Raw genomic sequence first — 22,339 nt, forward strand, 5'->3', positions numbered from 1 at the left:
AAAACTAAAAAATAATAATGAAAGCATCTGTACTTTTAAAATCATCTTTATTAACGTCGTTATTTGTAATTTCATCTTGTGCCACCACAAAATATAGTATGGATACTGCGAAAAATGATTATTCTAATCTGGAAGCAGGAAGAATGTATACGGTAATGATGAGGGATGGCTCCAAAAGCCAGAAAATGTTATTCCGTAACGTAGAAGGAGATAATATCATCGGAACTGCCGGCAAAAAAGACAGTACAGTTGTAACCATTCCTAAATCCAATGTTGCTGCGGTAAGAGACAGCAGAAAGGCTAAAATCAATACGGCAGGTGTCGTAATCGGTGCTGCGGGAGTAGCCGCTTTGGTCATAAGCGCGTCAAGGGCAGACTAAAATAGATTCTGTCTTTTGATAGCCATAAATTTTTCATTTAAAAAAATACCATATAAGTAGCCTTGAATTGATATTTGAGGCTATTTTTGTGAGATGATTTCGTTTACCCCGTTACAGACATTACAAAATGTCGAATTCAGAAACCTTCTTACGGGAAGATTTTTTATTGTCCTCGCTTTCAGAATGCTGGCCACTTTGTTGGGGTGGTGGGTGTATCAGCTCACAAAAGATCCTTTTTCCATTGGTCTCATCGGACTTTCGGAAGTGATTCCTGCAGTAAGCTGTGCCCTATATGCCGGGCATGTGATCGACATGAATGAAAAGAAAAGATTGTTACTGATCTGCAATTATGCGTACATCTTTTTAATCGGGTTATTGCTGATTCCCGCTTTTTTTAACGTGGAAATGCATTTTACGGGACATCAGATCACTTATTTTATCTATGGAGTGATCTTTTTTACAGGAATTGCCCGGGCATTCATCGGCCCGATTGTTCCTTCCATGATTCCTAAAATTGTAAAAAAAGACAATCTTCCTAATGCCGTCACTTTAAACCAGGCAACGTTTCTTATTTCCTCGGTTTGCGGGCACGCGGCGGGTGGATTTCTTATTGGCTATTTTGGCGTAAGATGGACTTTGGTTGTCATTATTTCACTGATCTTTTTAGCGTCGTTATTCTTTTTTCAATTAAATAAACAGCATTCCGAATACAAAAAAGAGGAAATTAACGTTATAGAAAGTATGCGGGAGGGGATTTCTTACATCTTTAAGACGAAAGAAATTCTCGGAGCTCTTTGTCTTGATATGTTTGCCGTGCTTTTCGGAGGTGCTGTAGCAATGATCCCTGTGTATGCGACAGATATCCTGAAAGTTGGCGCGGAAGGCTTCGGGCTTCTGAATGCAGCCTCAGATATAGGATCTATGTGCATTATTACGATTTTATCAGTCATTCCATTGAGAAAGAATCAGGGTAAAATACTGCTGGCTGTGGTTACAGGGTTCGGCCTTTGTATCATAGGCTTCGGATTGTCGCGGTTGTATTGGCTGTCTTTCATGTTTTTAATGATCAGTGGCATGCTGGACGGAATTTCTGTTGTCATCAGGGGGACGATTGTTCAATTGAAGACGCCTGACAATATCAGAGGGCGGGTATTGAGTGTCAATTCGATATTTATTATGTCGAGTAATGAAATGGGACAGTTCGAGAGCGGATTATCAGCAAAGTTGCTTGGTGTAGTACGTTCCGTGATCTTTGGAGGAGCAATGACCGTACTTATTGCTTTGGTGGTAGGAAGTACAAATCCGAAATTAAGAAAAATGCAATATTAGGACAATAAATATTCATTTATTAAATTAATTTCAAAAACTTTAGTTTAAAATTAATAATTTTTTATATTTGTAATATAAAAATCCCTTACATGAAAAAAACTCTACTTATTTGTTTTTGTGTAGTAGGCTTTTGCTTACAAGCGCAAAGCTTTAGTGAAAAAGACTTCAAACAAAGTGTTTCGCAGGTAAACAGTGCGAAGACAGAAAGTGATTATGAAAGCGCTTTTCAGAAATTTTCCAAATTTACTTCTACAAAACCAACGGAAAAATGGGAAGCGTTTTACTACGCAGCAGTCGCTACATATATGAAAGCAGAGCTGCAACTTAAAAAGAATCCTTCTTTGGATGTATCAGGTTTAAACAGCTTAGCAAGAAAATATGCTGATGCTGCACATACTCAGCAGGATAGCAGTGAAGTAAACCTGTTGTTGGGTCTTATCAGTCTTCAGAAGCTTCAGATGAAAGGAGCTAAGGAAGATAAGAAAGAGCTTGATGCTATTAATCAGGCGGTTACAAAAGCTGAAGCGACAGCTCCGGACAATCCAAGATTGGCAATTTTAAATGCCAAACTTGCAGAAAGATCAAATGATCAGGCAAAGGCAAAATTATTCTACGAAAAAGCTTCTGCTGGATTTCAGAAGTCAGAAGGTACTGCCTCAGTGAATTGGGGGGTAGCGCTAATTGCAGGAAACAAGTAATTTAAGAATTTTTAATTTTAAACGATTCCTATGAGAAATTATCTACTTCTTTTTTTACTTTTTGTGAGCTGCAGCGTTTTCGGACAATCACCCGGCCCGCAGGACTGTATTTATGCGATTCCGATCTGTAGCAATGCCAACATTTCCCTTACACCGGGAGGAACTGGAATTTATGATGAATCTGAGAGTTCTACAGGATCATGCCTGTCCGGGGAAAGCAACTCTATCTGGCTGACCTTCAGTATTCAGACTGCAGGAACACTTACTTTTGTTATTTCACCTGCATCTAATACGACAGATTATGATTTTGCACTCTACGGTCCTAATCACAACTGTGCAAATCTAAACGTTCCTCCGTTAAGATGTTCTTTTGCGAATACCGCTTCAGGTGTTCTTACAGGTTTAAATATGACATCGACAGACACTTCCGAAAATGCAGGAGGTGACGGTTTTGTTAAATATATTAATGTTCTTCCGGGAGAGGTATATCACCTGCTTTTAAATAACTTCTCTCCGACTGTTGCTCCTTTTTCATTAACATTTGGAGGAACTGCAACATTGCTTACACCATTTGATAATGGTTCCGCGCAAATACACCAGCCGTTTCCATTTGTAGAGCCAGGCCCGAATCATGACGGAAAAATCGATGTCTGCGGAAATCCTTTCACTTTTGATTTCTCGACGTTGAGTACACAAATATTAAATGGTAATCCCAACTTTATCGTAAAGTATTTCAGGACCGGAACAGATGCTACTGATGATATCAATGCAATAACAACACCGATTCCTGTTAATCCAACGACGACCTACACGTATTCAATTGCTTATATAGATCCTACAAGTCCGACGAGTTTCCTGAACCAGTGTAGAGAATACGGGACGATCAACTTTACCGACAGGTCTTTCCCGCTCAATCCTGCAACGCTTACATCTTGTAGTAACAATAATTCCGGAACGGCACTGTATGATCTTACTTCTGCCGCCATCGGCAATACAACTGGTCTCACATTGAAATATTATCCGTCACTGAATGATGCCAACTTGGAAACTAATGAAATTACAGAGCCTTATGCCTATACATCTGCTGCAGGATCTGCCTTTGTAAGAGCAACCAATTCCTACGGATGTATTAAAATTGTTCAGATTACCCTGAATTTCTATCCGATTGTAACGGTAAATGATGCTGTATTAAGATCTTGTTTTATTGAAGGAAGTCCTGCTATGGCCACGTTCAATCTTACCACAGCAGCAGTGACCAGCATGACGGGAATGACGAAAGAATATTACCCTTCCGTTGCTGATGCCGTGAATGGAACAAATATCATCTCGAATTTCCAGACCTATGTTGCTCCTACCGGAGTTGTGTATGTGAAGGTAATTAATTCAAACGGATGTTATGCCGTTGCCAAAGTAGACCTGATAGTTCTTCCTCCTGTTTATTCTAATGTTTTGGAAGATAAAATAATCTGCATGGAAGATACTACGACTTTAGATGCAGGCCCAGGATTTAACGGATATAAGTGGAGCACCGGTGCCACAACTTCTTCAATCAGTAATGTTACCGTAGGGACCTATTGGGTGGAACTGAAGACAGGAAATTGTATTACCAGACAAACCGTAAAAGTGTATGCTTCCGAGCAGCCTGTAATTTCCAGTGTTGACATTACCAACAATACGATTGCTGTGAATGTAGTCGGAGGAGCGGCTCCTTACAAATATTCTATTGACGGGATCAACTGGCAGGATTCGAACGAATTCAAAAATGTAGCCAGAGGTGATAATACCATATACGTAAAAGACGGATACGATTGTGACCCGATTGTCATAACTGTCGTTGTTCCTAATCTCGTCAATGTCATTACTCCTAATGGAGATGGCGTAAATGATATGATCGACTATTCTGCTTTAGCCAGCAAGCAAAACCTGGTGCTAAGCATCTTCGACAGATATGGAGTGAAAGTAGGTCAGGCAGATAAGTATAACGGATATAAATGGGACGGAACCGCAGGAGGTAAAAAAGTGCCTACCGGAACCTACTGGTATACCGTTACATGGAACGAAAACGACAAAAGAAATACACCATTCAAATTCTCAGGATGGGTGATGGTAAAAAACAGAGATTAAACTAATAAATAGTGAAGTAAAACCGCTTATTCAGGCGGTTTTATTCACGTAAACAATAAATACTTAAATCATTTCTAATGAAGAAATTACTACTACTGACTGTTTTGTTTTTCTCACAAATGATCTTTTCGCAGTCGGATTGTATTTCAGCAATCCCGGTTTGCGGCAATTCAGATATTTCTTATAATCCCGCTACTTCAGGGCTTGTTCAGGAGGCTACTTCTGCCAGCTGCCTGGACAACGAACACTATTCTGTATGGTATAAATTTACAGCCGCCACGACAGGAACGATCGAATTCACCATTAATCCGAATACAGTTCCGGGCGTTACCCATTACGACTATGACTTTGCGGTTTATGGTCCCAATATCGATTGTGCGACCTGGGACTTCGGGAATGCCATTAAATGTAACTTTTCAGGGACAAGCGGCCCGACAGGATTGAGCTCTACCATCACCGGAGGACAATGGGAGACTCCATTGAACGTTATTGCAGGAGAAACATATTATCTTCTTGTAGATAACTTCATTCCGAGTAATCCTTATGGGTTTTCTTTGACCTGGGGAGGAACAGCTTCTTTGACTTCAGTGTTCAACGATCCTGCTTTAACGCCGAATCCGTTCATCACACCAGGTACACCGGCAGCCAACCCTGCAAATCCAAATGAAATTTTAAAGTGCTCCCTGCCTACCATGTTTGATTTCAGTACTTTATCAGCAGGAATCATTAATAATAATCCAAACTTTTCGGTATCGTATCATTTAACCAGTAATGATGCCATTACAGGAACTGCTCCTATCACAACGCCTACCATGGTCAATGCCACGAGCATCTATTACTACCGATTGAAATACACGGATCCTACCAACCCGAACAATGCCCTGAATGGCTGCTTCCAGGTCGGCAGATTTAAATTCAGATCAGGTAATATTGTTGTACAAAATGCAACAATTACGACTTGTAACTACGACAATACCGGAATCGGTTATTTTGATTTAAATTCGGCAAACGTTTTCACAGGAACCAATATTACAAAGAAATATTATCCTTCAATGGCCGATCTGAATGCGGGAACCAATGAAATTCTGAGTGCTTCTTCATATGCATCTACCGCACCGAAAAAGGTTTATGTAAAAGTGATTACTTCAGAAGGTTGTGTAGGAACTTCAGAAATTACATTGCAGTTTTTACCTGCGCTTCCTGTCGTTCCGATAACCATTAAAGCTTGTAATAACAATAATGCAGGAACAGGACTTTTTGATTTAACGGCAGCGAATGTTTATCCGACATCAACGAACGTTACCAAGAAGTATTTCCCTACGCTTGCCGATATGAATGCGGGGACAAACGAAATAACAAACCCTTCCGCTTACACATCTGTAGCACCAAGATCCATCTATGTAAGAGTAAGAAATCCGCAGGGCTGTACAGGGTACAATCAGATCACCTTACAGTTTAATCCGGTGGTGGTTGTGAATGATGCTTCCCTGGAAGAATGTTATATTGATACCAATGTTACCACTGCGGCGTTTGATTTAACGAAAGCCAACGTAACCTCTCAGACTGGCATTACGAAAAACTACTATAGAACCGAAGCCGATGCACTGGCCGGAACAAATGAAATATTAACCGCAAATACCTATATTTCAGTTACCGGTGTTGCGTATGTAAAAGTAACCAATAGTACGGACTGTTTTGCGATTGCAAAAATCAACCTTAAAGTGTTGCCTCCGGTACAATCCAGCGTTCTTAAAGATAAAATTATCTGTATAGAAGATAAAACAACTTTAGATGCGGGACCTGGCTTCGATGCCTATGAATGGAGCACGGGAGCTACCACTCAGTCTATTTCCAACGTGGGAGCCGGAGCTTACTGGGTTAAATTAAAAACCGGAAAATGCTGGACTTTACAGCTTGTAAAAGTGAATGCTTCCGTACAGCCGGTAATTACCAATATTGACATCAATAATGACTCATTTACCATAACCGTTAACGGAGGGAAAGGGCCTTACCAATATTCCCTTGACGGAATCAACTGGCAGGATTCAAACGTATTCACGGGACTTCCGAGAGGAGAAAATAAAGTATACGTAAAAGATTCTTACGACTGTAATCCGATCAGCGTTCAGGTAACGGTTCCAAACCTTATCAATGCTATTACGCCGAACGGGGACAACAAAAATGATTATATCGATTATTCTGCTCTGGCTTACAAGAAAAACGTAGTCTTTACGGTATACGACAGGTACGGAAATATGATGTACCGTGCAGATAAGATCAGAAACTATACCTGGGACGGTACTTCCAACGGTAAAAAAATCATAACGGGTACGTACTGGTATACGATCACATGGACCGAAAACGATAAAAACAATACCGAAACCAAATACAGCGGTTGGGTACTGGTAAAAAACATCGACTAATTAATTATTTAATTTAAATATCTGAATCACCTCATTAATGGGGTGATTTTTTTATACACATCGACACAAAACCTCTTCACGATTGGGTTTAAAGAATATGGTGTTCATAAATTGTTGAATACTATTTTTTAATTGCTTATCAAAAAAACTATCTTTGCAGAACTATGGCGCAGAAAGAAACATTATCTTCATTGACGAACGGAAACTTTGCAAAAGAACTCTCTATTGCAGACGGTAAAATGCCACCCAATGCACTCGACTTCGAAAGACTGGTTATAGGAACTTTTTTGATCGACAAAAAAGGGCTTGACCATTCTATTGACCTACTGACACCGGAGGTTTTTTATGATCCCAGACATCAGGTGATCTTTTCTGCCATTTTAAAGCTTTATGAAGGCAACCAGCCCGTAGATTTAATGACCATTATTCAGGAACTGAAAAAAGAAGGCAAACTGAACCTGGCAGGGGGAGACAGCTATATCATTGATCTGACAATGGGCGTAAGTTCATCAGCACATATCGAATATCACGTTCGTGTTATTCTTGAAAAATATATCCTGAGAAGCCTAATCAATGTTTCGGCGAACGTTATTGACGCTTCATATAAAGAATCAACCGATGTTTTTGAACTTCTGGATAAAGCTGAGCAGTCATTTTTCGAGATCACCAACGGGACGATCAAAAAGGGATTTGATACCGCCAATTCATTGGTGAAACAGGCGATCGATACGATTAAATCCCTGAAAGATAAAGAGGGACTTTCCGGAGTGCCTTCAGGATTCCGGGATGTCGACAAGGAAACAGGAGGATGGCAAAATTCCGACCTTATCATCATCGCGGCACGTCCGGCGATGGGGAAAACGGCATTCCTTCTTTCGATGGCAAGAAATATTGCAGTAGGACACAAAATTCCAATGGCATTATTCTCCCTCGAGATGGCTTCCGTACAGCTGATCACAAGGATGATTGCTTCCGAAACAAGAATTTCTTCAGAAAAATTAAGAAAAGGAACCCTCGACGATGAAGAATGGCAAAGGCTTTTCTCCAACGTGTCCGAACTGGAAAATGCCCCTTTATATATCGATGAAACCCCTTCGCTTTCCATATTCGACTTCCGGGCAAAATGCCGGCGACTGGTAATGCAGCACGGCGTAAGGCTCATCATGGTCGATTACCTTCAGCTGATGACGGCCGGCGGTGGCGGAAAAGGAACCGGAAACCGTGAACAGGAGATCTCCATGATTTCACGTTCCCTGAAAGCTATTGCAAAGGAACTTAACGTGCCGGTAATTGCCCTTTCACAGCTTTCAAGAAGTGTGGAGACGCGTCCGGGTAAGCGACCTCAGCTTTCCGACCTCAGGGAATCGGGAGCGATCGAGCAGGATGCGGATATCGTGTCTTTCATTTTCCGTCCGGAATATTATAAAATTACCGTTTGGGATAATGATGAAGAAGGCCAGGAAACCTCAACGGAAAACCAGGCAGAGCTTATTATCGCCAAGCACAGAAATGGGGCTACGGCCGATGTGCGACTGTCTTTCCTGAAGCATTTTGCTAAATTCGGTGATATCGAAGCAGCATTTGATGGCGGAATGGGAGGCGGATACCCATCTAATTTCGGATCCGGTGAACCGAGTGGCTTTGATAAAATTAAAACAACCATTCAGCCGGGAGCGGCATTTGACCTTCCGAATAATTCCCAGGTATCAGGATCTTCCATGAATGATTTTGATGATGATGACGATTTCCCATTTTAAAAATAAAGGCTGAGATTTACATGAAAACTTTACTCTGAATCTTAGCCTCAACCTTAACCCTAATGAAAATAGAAATATACACCGACGGAGCTTGCAGCGGAAACCCCGGAAAAGGCGGATATGGAATTCTCATGCGGGTACCCGAAAAAAATTATCAGAAAACATTCTCAAAAGGGTTCAGAAAGACCACCAACAACAGGATGGAGCTTCTGGCAGTGATTACAGCCCTGGAAAAACTGAAATCTCCGGAGAATGATATTCATATTTATACCGACAGCAAATATGTAGCTGATGCGATCAACCAGAACTGGCTGGCCGGATGGATCAAAAGAGGCTGGAAAAATGTAAAGAATCCGGATCTTTGGAAAAGATTTGTGGTACTGTACAATTTGCATAAGCCCAAAATGCATTGGATCAAAGGCCATGCGGGACATTTTGAGAACGAACTTTGTGATAAACTCGCCGTAACTGCCGCTGCTTCAGCTGATTTGGAAGTAGATGCCTATTTTGAAAACCAGGATAACAATACATTGTTTTAATTTGTATTTAACCTAAATATTGCCGTGAACTTTTCAGTAATTCATGTTTTAACTTATCATTTGTTACTGAATCACCATCATTTTCAGTAAAATTAATATTAAATATATATTTATTGATTAGGAATTAATATCTTTGACACGTCTAATTTAAGTGTCTAATAAATGAGTAAAAAATTCTACCTCCTTTTTTTTCTGTATGTATTGCTGTGCTTTCCACAACATCTTTTTTCCCAGACTTATCAGCTTACAGGAAACCCTGTAAGCACTACAGGATGGACGATGGTTGCCCCCACAGTGGTAAATACAGACTTTGTACAGCTAACCCCCGACACCAATAATCAGTCCGGATCGATACGACTGAACGATCCTATCAACCTTAAATACTGTGATAAATGGAGAGTGGAATTCGATTTCAGGATGGATTCCAACCAGACCGCAAACGGTGATGGTATCGCTTTCTGGTATCTGGCCAACCCACCGGTGGCGAGTGTACTGGGTTCAGGACTTGGAGTGTCCCAGAATGCTGTGGGATTTATCGTAGGACTCGACACCTATAACAACACTACGACGGCGGTAATGAGCAAAGTGCATGTGGCATACGGACAGGTCGCCAATACGACGGATAACAATAATGTAGAATTTTTCAATGTGGCCGGAAGTTCATTCCATTCCCCTGATATGAATACCACGCTTCCTTTCCAGGGAACAACGTTTAAGCATGTGGAGGTAACGGCAGAGGTAGATCCTGCTGCTCCGGCGAACTGGATCGTGAAAATTACCATAGACGGAAATGTGATCTGCAACCAGTCTTTTGCTCCTTCAGGAACGGCAGCCGCCATGACCGTGGGGTATTTCGGGTTCTCGGCTTCTACAGGAGGAAACAGATCAAGACATTCCATCAAAAACGTAAAAGTATATATTGATAAAGTAGCGATCAACCAGGCAACGGTAACAGATACGTTTTGCCCAAATCCTTCCACGGGACAGGGAACCGTAAATTTAACGAACTACCAAAGCCAGTTTGTGAGCAATCCTGCCAACTATACATTCTCATACAGCGTTTCAGGAACACCGGTTTCCAATCCTAATAATTTCCAGTTCAGTGCCAATACCACGGTTTCGGTGCTGATTAAAGATAATTCAGGTATACTGTGTGACAACCCGGATGGTAAAATACAGCTTAACCTTTCGCCATTTACGGCAACACCGGCAACACTTACCGCATGTAACAACAATAATGTGGGAACTGCCACCTTTAATCTAAGTTTAGCCAACGTTAATGAGCCTGCAGGTTCAACAAAGAAATATTATAGAACGATGGCCAACCTCAATGACGGTGTCAATGAAATTACAAACTTTACCAATTTCGTTTCTGCTGCAGGGGTGGTGTATGTAAAAGTTACGACCCCGCTGGGATGTGTGGGGTCTGCCCCAATTACGCTGGCCTTTTTCCCGCCGATCGTATCCAACGATGCGACGATAGAATCGTGCTTTATACCGAATGCTCCCAATACGGCGTCATTCGACCTTACGCAGGCTAATGTAACTTCGGCAACTGGCGTTACGAAAAAGTATTATAAAACTGAGGCCGACGCACTTGCCGGAACCAACGAAATCGTGCCTGCCAACAATTATATTTCTACATCATCTACCGTTTATGTAAGAATAACCAATCTTGCAGGGTGCTATGTAATCGTTAAGATCAACTTAAAAGTTCTGGCTCCTGTTTATTCTTCAGTGTTGGCAGACAAAACAATTTGTATTGATGATAAAACAACTCTGGATGCAGGTGCCGGATTCGATACCTACTTATGGAGCACCGGAGAAAACACCCAGTCGATTCAGGATGTAACGCCTGGTCTGTATTGGGTTCAGTTGAAGTCAGGAAGATGTACCACGATGCAAATGGTAAGGGTAAACCCTGCGCCTCAGCCTGTTATTTCCACTATTGATATTACCAACAATACGATCACGGTGAATGTAAAAGGTGGAAAAGGACCGTATAAATATTCTCTTGACGGGGTCAACTGGCAGGATTCCAATGTGTTCAAAGGGCTCGCGAGAGGCGAAGTGGTGGTGTATGTAAAAGATGCCTACGACTGTACGCCGATCCATGTACAGATCACGGTTCCAAATCTTATCAATGCCATCACGCCGAACGGAGACAATGTAAATGATGTGATTGATTATTCAGCATTGGCGTATAAGAAAAACCTCGTTTTCACAATCTTCGACCGATATGGAAATAAGATGTATGAAGCAGACAAACTGAGAAATTACAAATGGGACGGAACTGCCGGTGGTAAAAAAGTGATCACAGGAACATACTGGTACACCATCACCTGGAACGAAAACGACAAGAATAATACTCAGACAACTTACAACGGATGGGTATTGGTAAAGAACAGAGAATAATTTACATAAAAGATCACTCCGGTTTGCGGGTGATCTTTTTTTAACCCTCTACAGTGTTACTCATTACCAAAAATACAAATGACCAAGTAAACGTATCAATTAATAACAAATCGCTCCATGAAAAACAATGCGTTTTATTATCTTTCACTGATTTTCATTCTTTTATCCTGCAAATTTTCTGCACAAACTTACCAGCTTACCGGAAACCCTGTGAATACTACCGGGTGGGACCTTGTTTCCAATGCTAGTGTAAGCGGTGATTTCGTACAGCTTACCCAGGATATTACCAGCCAGTTTGGAGTGGTAAAACTCTCAACGCCTATCAATCTTAAATATTGCGACACATGGAAAGTGGAATTCGATTTCAGGATCGACGGAAACGGGACAGCTGCCTATGGCCGCGGGGACGGATTTACCTTCTGGTATCTGGCCAACCCTCCGACTTCCTTCTCAAGCGGAGGCGGACTTGGGATCCCGTCAAATGCCAACGGGCTTATGGTCGGTTTTGATATTTTTAATAATACCACCGAAGGGCAGATGAGTAAGGTTCACGTTCTGTACGGAACCAACAACCTTCCGGCCGGAAATAATAATATTGAATACAACAATACACCGGGAAGTACCTTCCATACACCCGACCTGAATCCCACACAGCCGTTCGTAGGGGCCACCTACAGGCATGTGATCGTAAACGGAACCATAGATCCTTTAAATCCGAACATCTGGAATATTAAAATCCAGCTGGATGGGGTGGTTCTGGTAGACCAGCCTTTTACCGCATCAGGAGGAGCGGTGGGAATGACAACCGGCTATTTCGGGTTTTCTGCAGCAACCGGAGGGGCCAGTGCACGGCACTCCATTAAAAATGCAAAAATTTATATAGATAAAGTTCCCATCCTTACCAATACGGTTACGCCTTTCGTGTGCGTCAATCCGTCTACCGGAAACGGAACGGTGGATTTAACTTCATTTCAGAACCAGTTTGTAAGCAACCCTGCAAACTATACTTTTACTTATTTTGGGCCTGGAGGAACACCTATTTCCAATCCTTCCAACTATCAGTATGGTACAGGCACCAGCACCATTACCGTTGTGGTGAAAGATCCTTCTTCCACATTGTGTGACAATGGTGACGGAAAGATCGTTCTGAACCCAAGTCCTTTTGCCGCAAATGATGTAACGCTTACCGGGTGTAACAATAACAATGCGGGCGGTGCTGTATTCGATCTTACTTCGGCGGCACTGTCGTCAGTTCCCGGAAGTACGGCCGTCTTTTACAATACAATGTCTGATCTTAATAATCAGGTTAATCCTATTGCTAATCCTTCGGCTTACCTTTCGCCTGCCGCTACGCTTTATGCCCAGGTAACCACCCCGCAGGGATGTACGGATGTCGCGCAGGTAACGCTGGCTTTATTCCCGGTGGTGCAGGTTCAGGAGGCTACCTTAAGGACCTGTGCGATTGATACCAATCCTTCGACCGGAATGTTCAACCTTACCACGGCACCGGTAACCACACAAACCGGCACCGTAAAAAAATATTATCCTTCCCTGGCAGATGCACAGAACGGCACCAACGAGATTTTAACCTTTAATTCTTACATCTCTCCAAACGGAGTTGTTTATATAAAAGTTACAGATACAAACGGATGTTACGCCATTGCAAAGGTAAATCTTGTCGTTATTCCTCAGGTGTTCTCAACTACCCTGGAAGACAAGACCATCTGTATGGAAGACACCACCATTCTTAATGCAGGCCCGGGCTTTACATCTTACGAATGGAGTACGGGCGCAACATCCCAAACCATTACGGCAGGAGTAGGCCTCTATTGGGTGAAACTGAAAACAGGGAACTGTGTGGTTACCCAGACCGTCAAAGTATTCGCTTCGGAACAGCCCGTGATTACAAATGTTGATATTTCAAATACAACCGTTACCGTATATGTAAACGGAGGTACTGCTCCTTACAAATACTCCACCGACGGAATCAACTGGCAGGATTCTAATGAGTTTAAAAATATGCCGAGAGGGGACAGCCAGATTTTTGTAAAGGACGCCTATGACTGTGAACCGATCGTGATTACGATTGTCGTGCCGAATATCATCAACGTCATTACCCCTAATGGTGACGGAATCAATGATGTGGTAGACTATTCAGCACTTGCCGGAAAACAGAACTTAATATTCAATGTCTACGACCGCTACGGCACTAAAATTCACCAGGCTGATAAATTGAACCGATACCGATGGGACGGAACCTCAGGAGGCAGAAAAGTTCCTACGGGAAGTTACTGGTACTCCGTGTCATGGAACGAAAACGACAAGAAGAATACCCCTGTGAAATATTCAGGATGGATTCTTGTGAAGAACAGGGATTAATAAAATAACACATACATGAAGATCACTTCATCTTTTGGAGTGATCTTTTTTGTAAACCAAACATACGAAGGATACACATTATCTACTCATCAGCATGATAGAGAAGGGTGACGCCGGAAATGATCTGATTATTTAATTACATTTACAATCCATAAACTAATACTTTTAATATATGAAGAAAAACTACTTTTTATTATTTTTCATTTTTGTACTGGTATTCTGCAACAGAGCTTATTCACAAACCTATCAGCTTACGGGAAATCCTGTAAATACGACAGGATGGACGATGGTCGGTCCCACCGTAGCTCCTTCAGATTTTGTACAATTGACGCCCGACACCAACAATCAGTCCGGATCGATACGGCTGAATGATCCCATCAACCTTAAATACTGTGATAAATGGAGGGTTGAATTTGATTTCAGGATGGATTCCAACCAGACCGCAAACGGTGATGGTATTGCTTTCTGGTATCTGGCCAACCCACCGGTGGCGAGTGTACTGGGTTCAGGACTTGGGGTTTCCCAGAATGCCGTGGGATTTATCGTAGGTCTCGATACCTATAACAATACCACTACTGCCGTTATGAGCAGAGTGCATGTGGCGTACGGCCAGGTCGCCAATACGACGGATAGCAACAATGTGGAATTTTTCAATGTGGCCGGAAGCTCTTTCCATTCCCCGGATATGAATACCACGCTTCCTTTCCAGGGAACAACGTATAAACATGTTGAGGTAACGGCAGAGGTAGATCCTGCTGCTCCGGCGAACTGGATCGTGAAAATTACCATAGACGGAAATGTGATCTGCAACCAGTCTTTTGCCCCTTCAGGAACGGCAGCCGCCATGACCGTGGGGTATTTTGGGTTCTCTGCTTCTACAGGAGGAAACAGATCGAGGCACTCTATTAAGAATGTAAAGGTCTATGTAGACAAAATTCCTTTACTACAGACTGCGATTACCAAGAATATCTGCCCGGATCTCACAGGAATGGCTAATATTGACCTGACCGCCCTGAATTCTCAGCTTACGGCGACACCGGGCAATTACAACTTTACGTATTATATTACGGGAAGCGGAACACCGATAGCCAATCCGGCGAATTTCCAGTACAGTGCAGACACCAATATTTCGGTAGTTATTAAAGATCCTTCTTCGGTACTGTGTGATAATAATGATGCGACCATCGCGTTAAAGGTGGCCCCTACGGTTACAGCAACCGATGCGTTACTGAGAACCTGTGCTATGGATACCAGTCCTTCCACAGGACATTTCGATCTTACCTCGGCACCGGTAATCGGTTCTTCCGGTGGGATCACGAAAAAATATTACCCGTCTTTAACGGATGCCCAAAATCAAACAAACGAAATCTCAACCTCAAATGCCGGCAACTATATCGCTCCGAACGGGGTCGTCTTCATCAGGGTGAGCAATTCATTCGGATGCTTTGATATTGCTAAAGTAACACTGGAAGTTATTCCTCCGGTATTCTCAACCACTCTGGATGACAAGATCATCTGTATGGAAGATACGACAGTTCTTGATGCGGGGGCGGGGTTCACTTCCTACGAGTGGAGTACCGGCGCCAATACCAGAACGATTTCTAATGTTGGAGTCGGAACTTATTGGGTGAAACTTAAAACCGGAACCTGCGTCGTGACCCAGACTGTGAAAGTATATGCCTCCGAACAGCCGGTGATTTCCAGTGTTGATATTTCCAACAACGTGATTTCCGTTTTTGCGATCGGGGGAACCGCGCCTTATAAATATTCCACAGACGGAATCAACTGGCAGGATTCTAACGAGTTTAAGAATGTACCGAGAGGCGATGTGAAAATTTATGTGAAAGATACCTATGACTGTGAGCCTATCGACATTACCGTCGTAGTTCCGAATATCATCAATGTGATCACGCCTAATGGTGACGGGGTAAATGACGGAATCGATTATTCGGCGCTGGCAGGAAAGCAGAATCTTGTGTTCAATGTATTTGACCGTTATGGAGCGATGATCCATAAAGCGGATAAGACAAACCGGTACCGGTGGGACGGAACCATGGGCGGAAGAAAAGTGCCTACAGGAAGCTACTGGTATTCCGTTTCCTGGAATGAAAATGACAAGAAGAATACCCCTGTAAAATATTCAGGATGGGTATTGGTTAAAAACAGGGATTAACCTGATCATTCATAAAATTTTAAAGAGCGGCTGTATCATACAGCTGCTTTTTTTTGGTATGAAATGGGATAGAGCTGAAACGGCTGTCCATCTCTATTTCCGAGAGACGCTTTCGTCGCCCGACGAAGGCACCTCTCATCGGGCGTGATAAGGAGGTTATGTCGGGCGTGATAAGGTGTTCTCATCGACCGATGAGAACACCTCTCGGTCCTATGCTCTCGAAGGGCGGCACTACCAACCCAATGGTCTGCCCGTAAGGACCTGAACACGGATCTTTCCATCCCCATGTTACCGGCGAGATCTGGACTTCTACGGAAATCGAAGATTGGAAGGAGTCAACCAAAGGGGATGGTTTAAGAAGCCTTTTATAGATCAGCCTTAAAAAGAATTCGGTGAAGAGACTGTAATAGCTTGTTTCTTTATCCGTCAGCACATTATTTTGCTGCTTTCTTATATAAAATAAACACATCTTTAGGGCATAAAAAAAGTAGTCTTAGTTTGACTACTTTTATTTGACAAATGTAAATATTTTATGATTATACCCCAACAATAATCATTTGTTTTTTAATATGTTAAATGGCAAATCTTGTCAAAAAACGGTCGTTTTTAAGCATTTTGACCAAATTCCCGATACCATAAACCCTACTGATTCTTAGACGTTTGAGCACATATGTAGTCAAACTAAGACCACTTTTCATAAATGATGAAAAAACAAACGATTAGCCCTCCACAGCTCCCTCCATTCCTGCATTTCTGCGTAAAAGCGTTATGCTTTATCCTGTTCAATAATAAATCTTTTTTAAAGATTACGGCAAGCCACTTCAGCCGTCCTCCGCCTGGTTTTAAACACAAATGGCACGAATGATTTTGCACGAATAGCACTAATACCTTTAGCATAGCAAATCCGGAAGCGAATCAACTCAATCTCTGCAAGCTCTTATAAGCGAAGCGGCTTTGTGAAACTTAAAGTGTCATGCATTAAAAAACCTTCGTGCACTTCGTGTTCAACAACTAAAGTCATCAAACATTAACAACTTTATAATACATAAACAATGAAAAACATTATTACAGTGGCTGTTCTGTTCATCAGCCTTAATTTGTTCGCTCAGGTGGGGATTAATAATACGACCCCGAAAGCGATCCTCGATATCAGTCCTAAAACCACCGACGGCAGCAAACCGGAGGGACTTATTATTCCACAATTGGACGGAAATACACTCAAAGCAGCAGCGTATGGAACGGCCCAAAAAGGAGTGATTGTGTATGCTAAGTCAGCAGCAAATCCCACCGATACCAAAACCGTAAATGTTACCGCGGAAGGGTATTACTATTTTGATGGAAGCGTATGGCAGAAAATGACCGGGGCAGCAGCCGGCGATACCACCAATGATGCCTGGATCAACGACACTACCAATGGTCTGGTAAAATTAGGAACCAAAGCAGACGGGACAGCCAGAGCCGCAGGAGCCGACTTCGTGGCGAAAGACAATGGACAGGTGGGAATAGGAACGAGCAGCCCGGATGCCAGTGCAGCTTTAGAAGTGGCTTCTGCCAACAAAGGTTTGCTGATTCCTAGAGTTGCTTTGACGGGCATAACGGATCAGACTACTATTAATTCACCTGCTACAGGATTAATCGCCTATAACACTTCTACAAATATTAATGGGCCCGGGCTTGTATTTAACAGAGGTACATCTGCCAATCCTAAATGGTCTTCTGTTCAGGTGTACTCTAATGATACAGGAGCTCTATCGAGAAAGTTGGTATACCAATCATATCCTGATGCAACTAAAACGATGTCTGTTGGTAGCTTAGAATTCAGAGCAATATATTCAGGGGATATATATTACTTTCAAATAAGGATGTTAACTCCTCCTAGCGGAACCGCTACTTATAATTGTGAAAGGATTGCATGGTTTGTTTATAATTCTGCAAGTACTACAACTGTTACAAGTACTGGATTATCATTTACGAGCTCAAATTATAACACATGGCAAACTTATACATCAGGCAACATATCTTCTTTAAATGGTTTACCTGTAGGTTTTCTCACATATATTAGTAGCGCAAATGATATTTTTTTTTATAGGGTTAATAATCATTCTAAGTTTGGCTCAAATAGTTTTACATCTTTTGTTGTTGAAGGATTTTAAGGACTCAGGCTACCAGACCTTTCATATTAATAATAACCCTAAACCCTCAAGGTTTCAAAGCCTGTGAGCATTTATACCACAATTAATACTATAAACAATAAAAATAATAAAATAATGTCCAACGTATTACACAAAATCAAAGCGTATCTGTACGATAACGTTTTAACGAAAGACAATCCCAATGACTTCACGGCGCGCACGGCGAGTGAGCGCAGCCTCAATGTCCAGCAGATCTGCCAGGCAGCGGTATCCCGTGGCGGGGCAGACATCTCGGCTTCGTCTATGGAGCACGCCACCGAGCTGTTTCTTAAGGAAATGGCGTACCAGCTTTGTGACGGCTTTTCTGTAAACACCGGGTACTTCACGGCAAGCACCGCGATCCGTGGTGTATTTGACAGCCCTTCAGAGACTTTTAACAAAGACAAGCACAGCATTATCTTCCAGTTCAATCAGGGCGAGAAGCTGAGGGCAGAGATCTCTAATATTGAGGTGAATATCTTAGGGGTAGCAGAATCTTCTGCGGTTATTCTACAGGTCACTGACGTAAAGAGTGGTTCGGTCAACGACCTGCTCACCCCGGCAGAAACCTGAAAATTGCGGGCAGCAAGATTAAGGTAACAGGCGAAGACCCTTCGGTGGGTGTATTCTTCGTCAACGCCGCTTCACAGGAAACAACTAAAGTAGAAGCCAGTGATATCGTGACCAATAATCCTTCGGAGCTTATCGTCGTGATTCCTGAATTAGCAGCAGGAACTTATAGAATAGAGATCATAACGCAATATGCAGGCAGTATTATTCTAAAGGAACCTCGCGTCGCAACCTTTGAGAGAGAATTAGCCGTAGAATAACAAGCGGATTGCATCAGTGCATGCAAGAGGTTTGCAAGGAGGCGTGTAAGGATCTTGCAAGGAGGCTTGCAAGAGGTTTGCAAGGGAGCAGGCAACCGGCTTGTTCTAACAAACCTATCCTAATACTGAAATTATATTATACTGTATTGAGGTTTAGATTAGCACAAAAATATTCCATCCTGGAGATGGTTTTTTCATCAACTGTGTTGACTCCGGTCCGGGAACTTTCCCGGCCGGAGTTTTTTTGTGGCTGAGTGTAAGGACTGGTGGCTTCGAGAGCCTCAGCCACCACTCAACAGAGACCACCATTTTCCTGGTAACAGTAACTATAAAGTCCACCGTAAGAAGACAGTAGGAAAATTCCCCTCCTCTGGAGGGGCGACAAAAATTCAAAGAATTTTTGGTGGGGTGGTTTGAGAAAGATTGCGGGATTGCTGCTTCCAGTGCCCGGTGGCTGAGCGGAGTCGAAGCCACCGGGAGACGAAGCTTAAGGACTGGTGGCTTCACGTATGGCCGCGTCATAAACCCCGTCGCAAATTCCTGTGGAATTTCCGCCACCCCTCCGCAGCATGGGAATTGGAAGCAGTCGGTTTTAGATAACAAATACCTACGTTACAACCGGTGGCTGAGCGGAGTCGAAGCCACCAGTGAATGGGTGGGTTTAGCAGGATTCCGGGGTGCTTGATAAGAAAAAGGCCATCAATGACGATGGCCTTATGATGTACTTTTAAAAATTTAATTTCCAATCTATCTAACTTAACATATTTTTCTGAATAACCCTTATGATTGGGATCATGCTTATAACCAGCTTACCGCTCCGGTTTCCACATCATAATTGGCCCCTACGATTTTGATTTTCCCTTCCTGCTCAAGCTTTCTGAGGGTTGTGCTTTGCTTACGGATATCTTCGATGGCACTTTTTACATTCTGGTGGTTCAGCCTTTCTAAAAGTGAGTTGTTTTTTGACGAGCGCTCTTCGCCTTCCTCCATCACTTCTTTGATAATCGGATCGAAATGGTTGATCAGGTGGTTCAGGTTATCCATTCCCAGTCCTTCGATTTGTGCCGCGTCCAGGCCTCCCTTTAGTGCGCCGCACTTTGTATGTCCCAATACGACGACCAGTTTGGAGCCCGCCACATTACATCCGAACTCCATCGATCCCAGAATATCCTGGTTCACAAAATTCCCGGCGATCCTGATGCTGAAAATGTCCCCAAGACCCTGGTCAAAAATAAGCTCTGCGGAGGTACGGCTGTCGATGCAGCTTAAAACCACTGCAAACGGCCATTGCCCTTCACGGGTAGCATTAACCTGCTCCAGGAGGTCTCTGTTGGCTTTCAGGTTGTTTACAAATCTCTGGTTTCCCTCCTTTAGAAATTCTAATGCTTTTTCAGGAGTAATGGTAGACTGAGTTTCGTGAGTATGTGCTTTCATATAATCTGTTTATATTTTTAAAGTTAAAAAAATTATTAAACAATGCGCTTTACATTGCTCTTTTATGGGTTACGACAATGTGAGAATCTTCGTCTCTCTCATAGTCTTTGTATGATGTTCTGAAACCCAGAAGCTCTACATGGATATCTTCTTCTTTGGCCCTGATATTGGCGAAATCCTGTATCATTTCCAACACATCGGTCGCTATATACGATGTTCCTCTGGCATCAATGATGACGGTAGAGTTGGGTTTGATATTTTTCAATGTTTTCTTGATGGCCGCTTTGTTGAGGAATGAAACTTCCTCAGCCAGTTTGATCGTGATTCCGTCTGCATCATCCAGTTTTTCCCTGCTCAGATAATAAGCTCTCTTCATATTTCCCTGCAGAATATAGAAAACAGAGATGGCAAGTCCTATTCCTACGCCTTTCAGCAGATCGGTCGCTACCACGGCAATCACCGTAGCGACAAAAGGGATAAACTGGAATTTACCCAAATGCCAGAAGTGCTTGAAGGTCGCAGGCTTGGCCAGCTTGTATCCCACTAAGATCAATACTGCGGCCAAAGTCGCTAAAGGAATAAGATTTAAGATGACCGGAATCGATAAAACACAAATTAACAGAAGAACGCCATGGATGATGGCTGATATTTTCGAAGTAGCGCCCGCATTGGCATTGGCAGAGCTTCTTACCACCACGGAAGTCATGGGAAGGCCGCCGATAAATGAGCTGACCAGATTTCCGATTCCCTGGGCTTTAAGCTCAAGATTGGTATCTGTAATTCTTCTCTGCTGATCGAGCCTGTCGGAGGCTTCAATACAAAGAAGCGTCTCAATGGAGGCCACGATAGCAATAGTAGCACCGGCTATCCATACCTTCGGATTGGTAAATCCTGTAACATCCGGAAAGGTGATCAGGTTTTTAAAGTCATCCAGAGACTGCGGAACCGGTAGAGATACCAGGTGCTGGGTCTGAATCGCCAGTGAGCTCCCTGTCATTTTAAAGATCTCATTGAGGACAATTCCTGCTACTACGGCAACCAAGGCGCCCGGAAGCATTTTAATCCTCCTTAAAGCATAGACTTTATCCCAGATAATCAATATGGCTACGGAAACCAGGGTCACGATAATGGCTCCCGGATGAACAGCGCCAAATAATTCCGAGAAATATCCGAAGTTCAGCCCGTTGTCAAAAATAGACTGGTGTCCTTCGTAGTCTTTATCGAATCCCAGAGCGTGCGGAATCTGCTTTAAAATAATGATGATCCCGATGGCGGCAAGCATTCCCTCAATAACATTATTGGGAAAGTAGTTGGAAATACTTCCTGCCCTTATAAAACCTAAGACCAACTGGATAACTCCGGCAATGATCCCTGCACAAAGAAAAATATTGAATGCACCCAGGTCTGTGATCGCCGTAAGAACGATGGCCGTTAAACCTGCGGCCGGTCCCGATACCGAAATGTTTGAGTTACTGATAGAGCCGATCACGAGACCTCCCACAATACCGGCAATAATTCCGGATAAGGGCGGAGCTCCCGATGCCAGCGCAATTCCTAAACAAAGAGGAAGCGCTACTAAAAATACAACGAGTCCTGAAGGGAAATTCTCCTTTATTCCTCCTATTAATGATGTTTTTTTCATGATGTCAAACTGCTGTGAATACACCTGATTTATGTATGCTTCAAT

Annotated in this window: 17 protein-coding genes; 13 read left to right on the forward strand and 4 right to left on the reverse strand. The window is 42.8% G+C overall.

What is annotated here, in order from left to right; all coding sequences use genetic code 11:
• Nucleotides 1-17: 17 nt before the first annotated feature.
• From AC0N32_RS03140 to AC0N32_RS03185, 10 genes are all read left to right on the forward strand, one after another.
• The gene (locus tag AC0N32_RS03140) at nucleotides 18-380 is read left to right on the forward strand and encodes a hypothetical protein (RefSeq protein WP_476392415.1); all 363 of its coding nucleotides are present in this window, start codon (nucleotides 18-20) and stop codon (nucleotides 378-380) included.
• 93 nt (nucleotides 381-473) lie between these two features.
• Complete coding sequence (locus tag AC0N32_RS03145; RefSeq protein ID WP_476392416.1) at nucleotides 474-1,709, forward strand: MFS transporter; 1,236 nt, start codon at nucleotides 474-476, stop codon at nucleotides 1,707-1,709.
• An 89-nt stretch (nucleotides 1,710-1,798) separates the two neighbouring features.
• On the forward strand, nucleotides 1,799-2,407 hold the full coding sequence (locus AC0N32_RS03150) for a hypothetical protein (protein WP_476392417.1): 609 nt from the start codon (nucleotides 1,799-1,801) through the stop codon (nucleotides 2,405-2,407).
• Nucleotides 2,408-2,437: 30 nt separating this feature from the next.
• Nucleotides 2,438-4,531: a T9SS type B sorting domain-containing protein gene (locus AC0N32_RS03155; RefSeq protein WP_476392418.1), complete on the forward strand. Its 2,094-nt coding sequence runs from the start codon at nucleotides 2,438-2,440 to the stop codon at nucleotides 4,529-4,531.
• Between the two features lie 77 nt (nucleotides 4,532-4,608).
• Nucleotides 4,609-6,954, forward strand: coding sequence for a T9SS type B sorting domain-containing protein (locus AC0N32_RS03160; RefSeq protein WP_476392419.1), 2,346 nt, complete (start codon nucleotides 4,609-4,611; stop codon nucleotides 6,952-6,954).
• A gap of 164 nt (nucleotides 6,955-7,118) precedes the next feature.
• On the forward strand, nucleotides 7,119-8,711 hold the full coding sequence (gene dnaB / locus AC0N32_RS03165) for a replicative DNA helicase (protein WP_476392420.1): 1,593 nt from the start codon (nucleotides 7,119-7,121) through the stop codon (nucleotides 8,709-8,711).
• 62 nt (nucleotides 8,712-8,773) lie between these two features.
• A complete protein-coding gene (rnhA, locus tag AC0N32_RS03170; protein ID WP_476392421.1) occupies nucleotides 8,774-9,250 on the forward strand; it encodes a ribonuclease HI in 477 nt (158 codons plus the stop codon).
• A gap of 162 nt (nucleotides 9,251-9,412) precedes the next feature.
• Complete coding sequence (locus AC0N32_RS03175) at nucleotides 9,413-11,665, forward strand: T9SS type B sorting domain-containing protein (protein ID WP_476392422.1); 2,253 nt, start codon at nucleotides 9,413-9,415, stop codon at nucleotides 11,663-11,665.
• Nucleotides 11,666-11,782: 117 nt separating this feature from the next.
• The gene (locus AC0N32_RS03180; RefSeq protein ID WP_476392423.1) at nucleotides 11,783-14,044 is read left to right on the forward strand and encodes a T9SS type B sorting domain-containing protein; all 2,262 of its coding nucleotides are present in this window, start codon (nucleotides 11,783-11,785) and stop codon (nucleotides 14,042-14,044) included.
• A gap of 172 nt (nucleotides 14,045-14,216) precedes the next feature.
• Nucleotides 14,217-16,217, forward strand: coding sequence for a T9SS type B sorting domain-containing protein (locus tag AC0N32_RS03185; RefSeq protein ID WP_476392424.1), 2,001 nt, complete (start codon nucleotides 14,217-14,219; stop codon nucleotides 16,215-16,217).
• Between the two features lie 181 nt (nucleotides 16,218-16,398).
• Here the strand turns inward: AC0N32_RS03185 and AC0N32_RS03190 are convergent, their stop codons facing one another.
• Nucleotides 16,399-16,686 (reverse strand): hypothetical protein, encoded by a 288-nt coding sequence (locus AC0N32_RS03190; protein ID WP_476392425.1) that lies wholly within the window; start codon nucleotides 16,684-16,686, stop codon nucleotides 16,399-16,401.
• A gap of 583 nt (nucleotides 16,687-17,269) precedes the next feature.
• On the opposite strand from AC0N32_RS03190, the gene AC0N32_RS03195 reads away from it, so the two are divergent.
• The 3 genes from AC0N32_RS03195 (at nucleotide 17,270) to AC0N32_RS03205 (ending at nucleotide 19,218) form a co-directional block, all read left to right on the forward strand.
• Complete coding sequence (locus AC0N32_RS03195) at nucleotides 17,270-18,370, forward strand: hypothetical protein (RefSeq protein ID WP_476392426.1); 1,101 nt, start codon at nucleotides 17,270-17,272, stop codon at nucleotides 18,368-18,370.
• Between the two features lie 63 nt (nucleotides 18,371-18,433).
• Entirely contained in the window at nucleotides 18,434-18,961 is a 528-nt protein-coding gene (locus tag AC0N32_RS03200; protein ID WP_476392427.1) for a DNA-binding domain-containing protein, read from the forward strand.
• Between the two features lie 17 nt (nucleotides 18,962-18,978).
• Nucleotides 18,979-19,218, forward strand: coding sequence for a DUF4469 domain-containing protein (locus tag AC0N32_RS03205; protein ID WP_476392665.1), 240 nt, complete (start codon nucleotides 18,979-18,981; stop codon nucleotides 19,216-19,218).
• Nucleotides 19,219-19,371: 153 nt separating this feature from the next.
• Here the strand turns inward: AC0N32_RS03205 and AC0N32_RS03210 are convergent, their stop codons facing one another.
• The 3 genes from AC0N32_RS03210 to AC0N32_RS03220 form a co-directional block, all read right to left on the reverse strand.
• Entirely contained in the window at nucleotides 19,372-19,821 is a 450-nt protein-coding gene (locus AC0N32_RS03210) for a hypothetical protein (protein ID WP_476392428.1), read from the reverse strand.
• 195 nt (nucleotides 19,822-20,016) lie between these two features.
• The gene (locus tag AC0N32_RS03215) at nucleotides 20,017-20,652 is read right to left on the reverse strand and encodes a carbonic anhydrase family protein (RefSeq protein WP_476392429.1); all 636 of its coding nucleotides are present in this window, start codon (nucleotides 20,650-20,652) and stop codon (nucleotides 20,017-20,019) included.
• A gap of 49 nt (nucleotides 20,653-20,701) precedes the next feature.
• A complete protein-coding gene (locus AC0N32_RS03220) occupies nucleotides 20,702-22,294 on the reverse strand; it encodes a SulP family inorganic anion transporter (RefSeq protein ID WP_476392430.1) in 1,593 nt (530 codons plus the stop codon).
• Nucleotides 22,295-22,339: the final 45 nt, after the last annotated feature.

Source organism: Chryseobacterium endophyticum, assembly GCF_056333165.1.

Bases quoted from the DNA above. Each gene is read 5' to 3' on its own strand.
- AC0N32_RS03150 (WP_476392417.1), top strand. From the start codon at position 1,799: ATGAAAAAAACTCTACTTATTTGTTTTTGTGTAGTAGGCTTTTGCTTA.
- AC0N32_RS03195 (WP_476392426.1), top strand. From the start codon at position 17,270: ATGAAAAACATTATTACAGTGGCTGTTCTGTTCATCAGCCTTAATTTG.
- AC0N32_RS03180 (WP_476392423.1), top strand. From the start codon at position 11,783: ATGAAAAACAATGCGTTTTATTATCTTTCACTGATTTTCATTCTTTTA.
- rnhA (WP_476392421.1), top strand. From the start codon at position 8,774: ATGAAAATAGAAATATACACCGACGGAGCTTGCAGCGGAAACCCCGGA.
- dnaB (WP_476392420.1), top strand. From the start codon at position 7,119: ATGGCGCAGAAAGAAACATTATCTTCATTGACGAACGGAAACTTTGCA.
- AC0N32_RS03220 (WP_476392430.1), bottom strand. From the start codon at position 22,294: ATGAAAAAAACATCATTAATAGGAGGAATAAAGGAGAATTTCCCTTCA.
- AC0N32_RS03215 (WP_476392429.1), bottom strand. From the start codon at position 20,652: ATGAAAGCACATACTCACGAAACTCAGTCTACCATTACTCCTGAAAAA.
- AC0N32_RS03155 (WP_476392418.1), top strand. From the start codon at position 2,438: ATGAGAAATTATCTACTTCTTTTTTTACTTTTTGTGAGCTGCAGCGTT.
- AC0N32_RS03140 (WP_476392415.1), top strand. From the start codon at position 18: ATGAAAGCATCTGTACTTTTAAAATCATCTTTATTAACGTCGTTATTT.
- AC0N32_RS03185 (WP_476392424.1), top strand. From the start codon at position 14,217: ATGAAGAAAAACTACTTTTTATTATTTTTCATTTTTGTACTGGTATTC.
- AC0N32_RS03160 (WP_476392419.1), top strand. From the start codon at position 4,609: ATGAAGAAATTACTACTACTGACTGTTTTGTTTTTCTCACAAATGATC.
- AC0N32_RS03190 (WP_476392425.1), bottom strand. From the start codon at position 16,686: ATGTGTTTATTTTATATAAGAAAGCAGCAAAATAATGTGCTGACGGAT.
- AC0N32_RS03175 (WP_476392422.1), top strand. From the start codon at position 9,413: ATGAGTAAAAAATTCTACCTCCTTTTTTTTCTGTATGTATTGCTGTGC.
- AC0N32_RS03145 (WP_476392416.1), top strand. From the start codon at position 474: ATGATTTCGTTTACCCCGTTACAGACATTACAAAATGTCGAATTCAGA.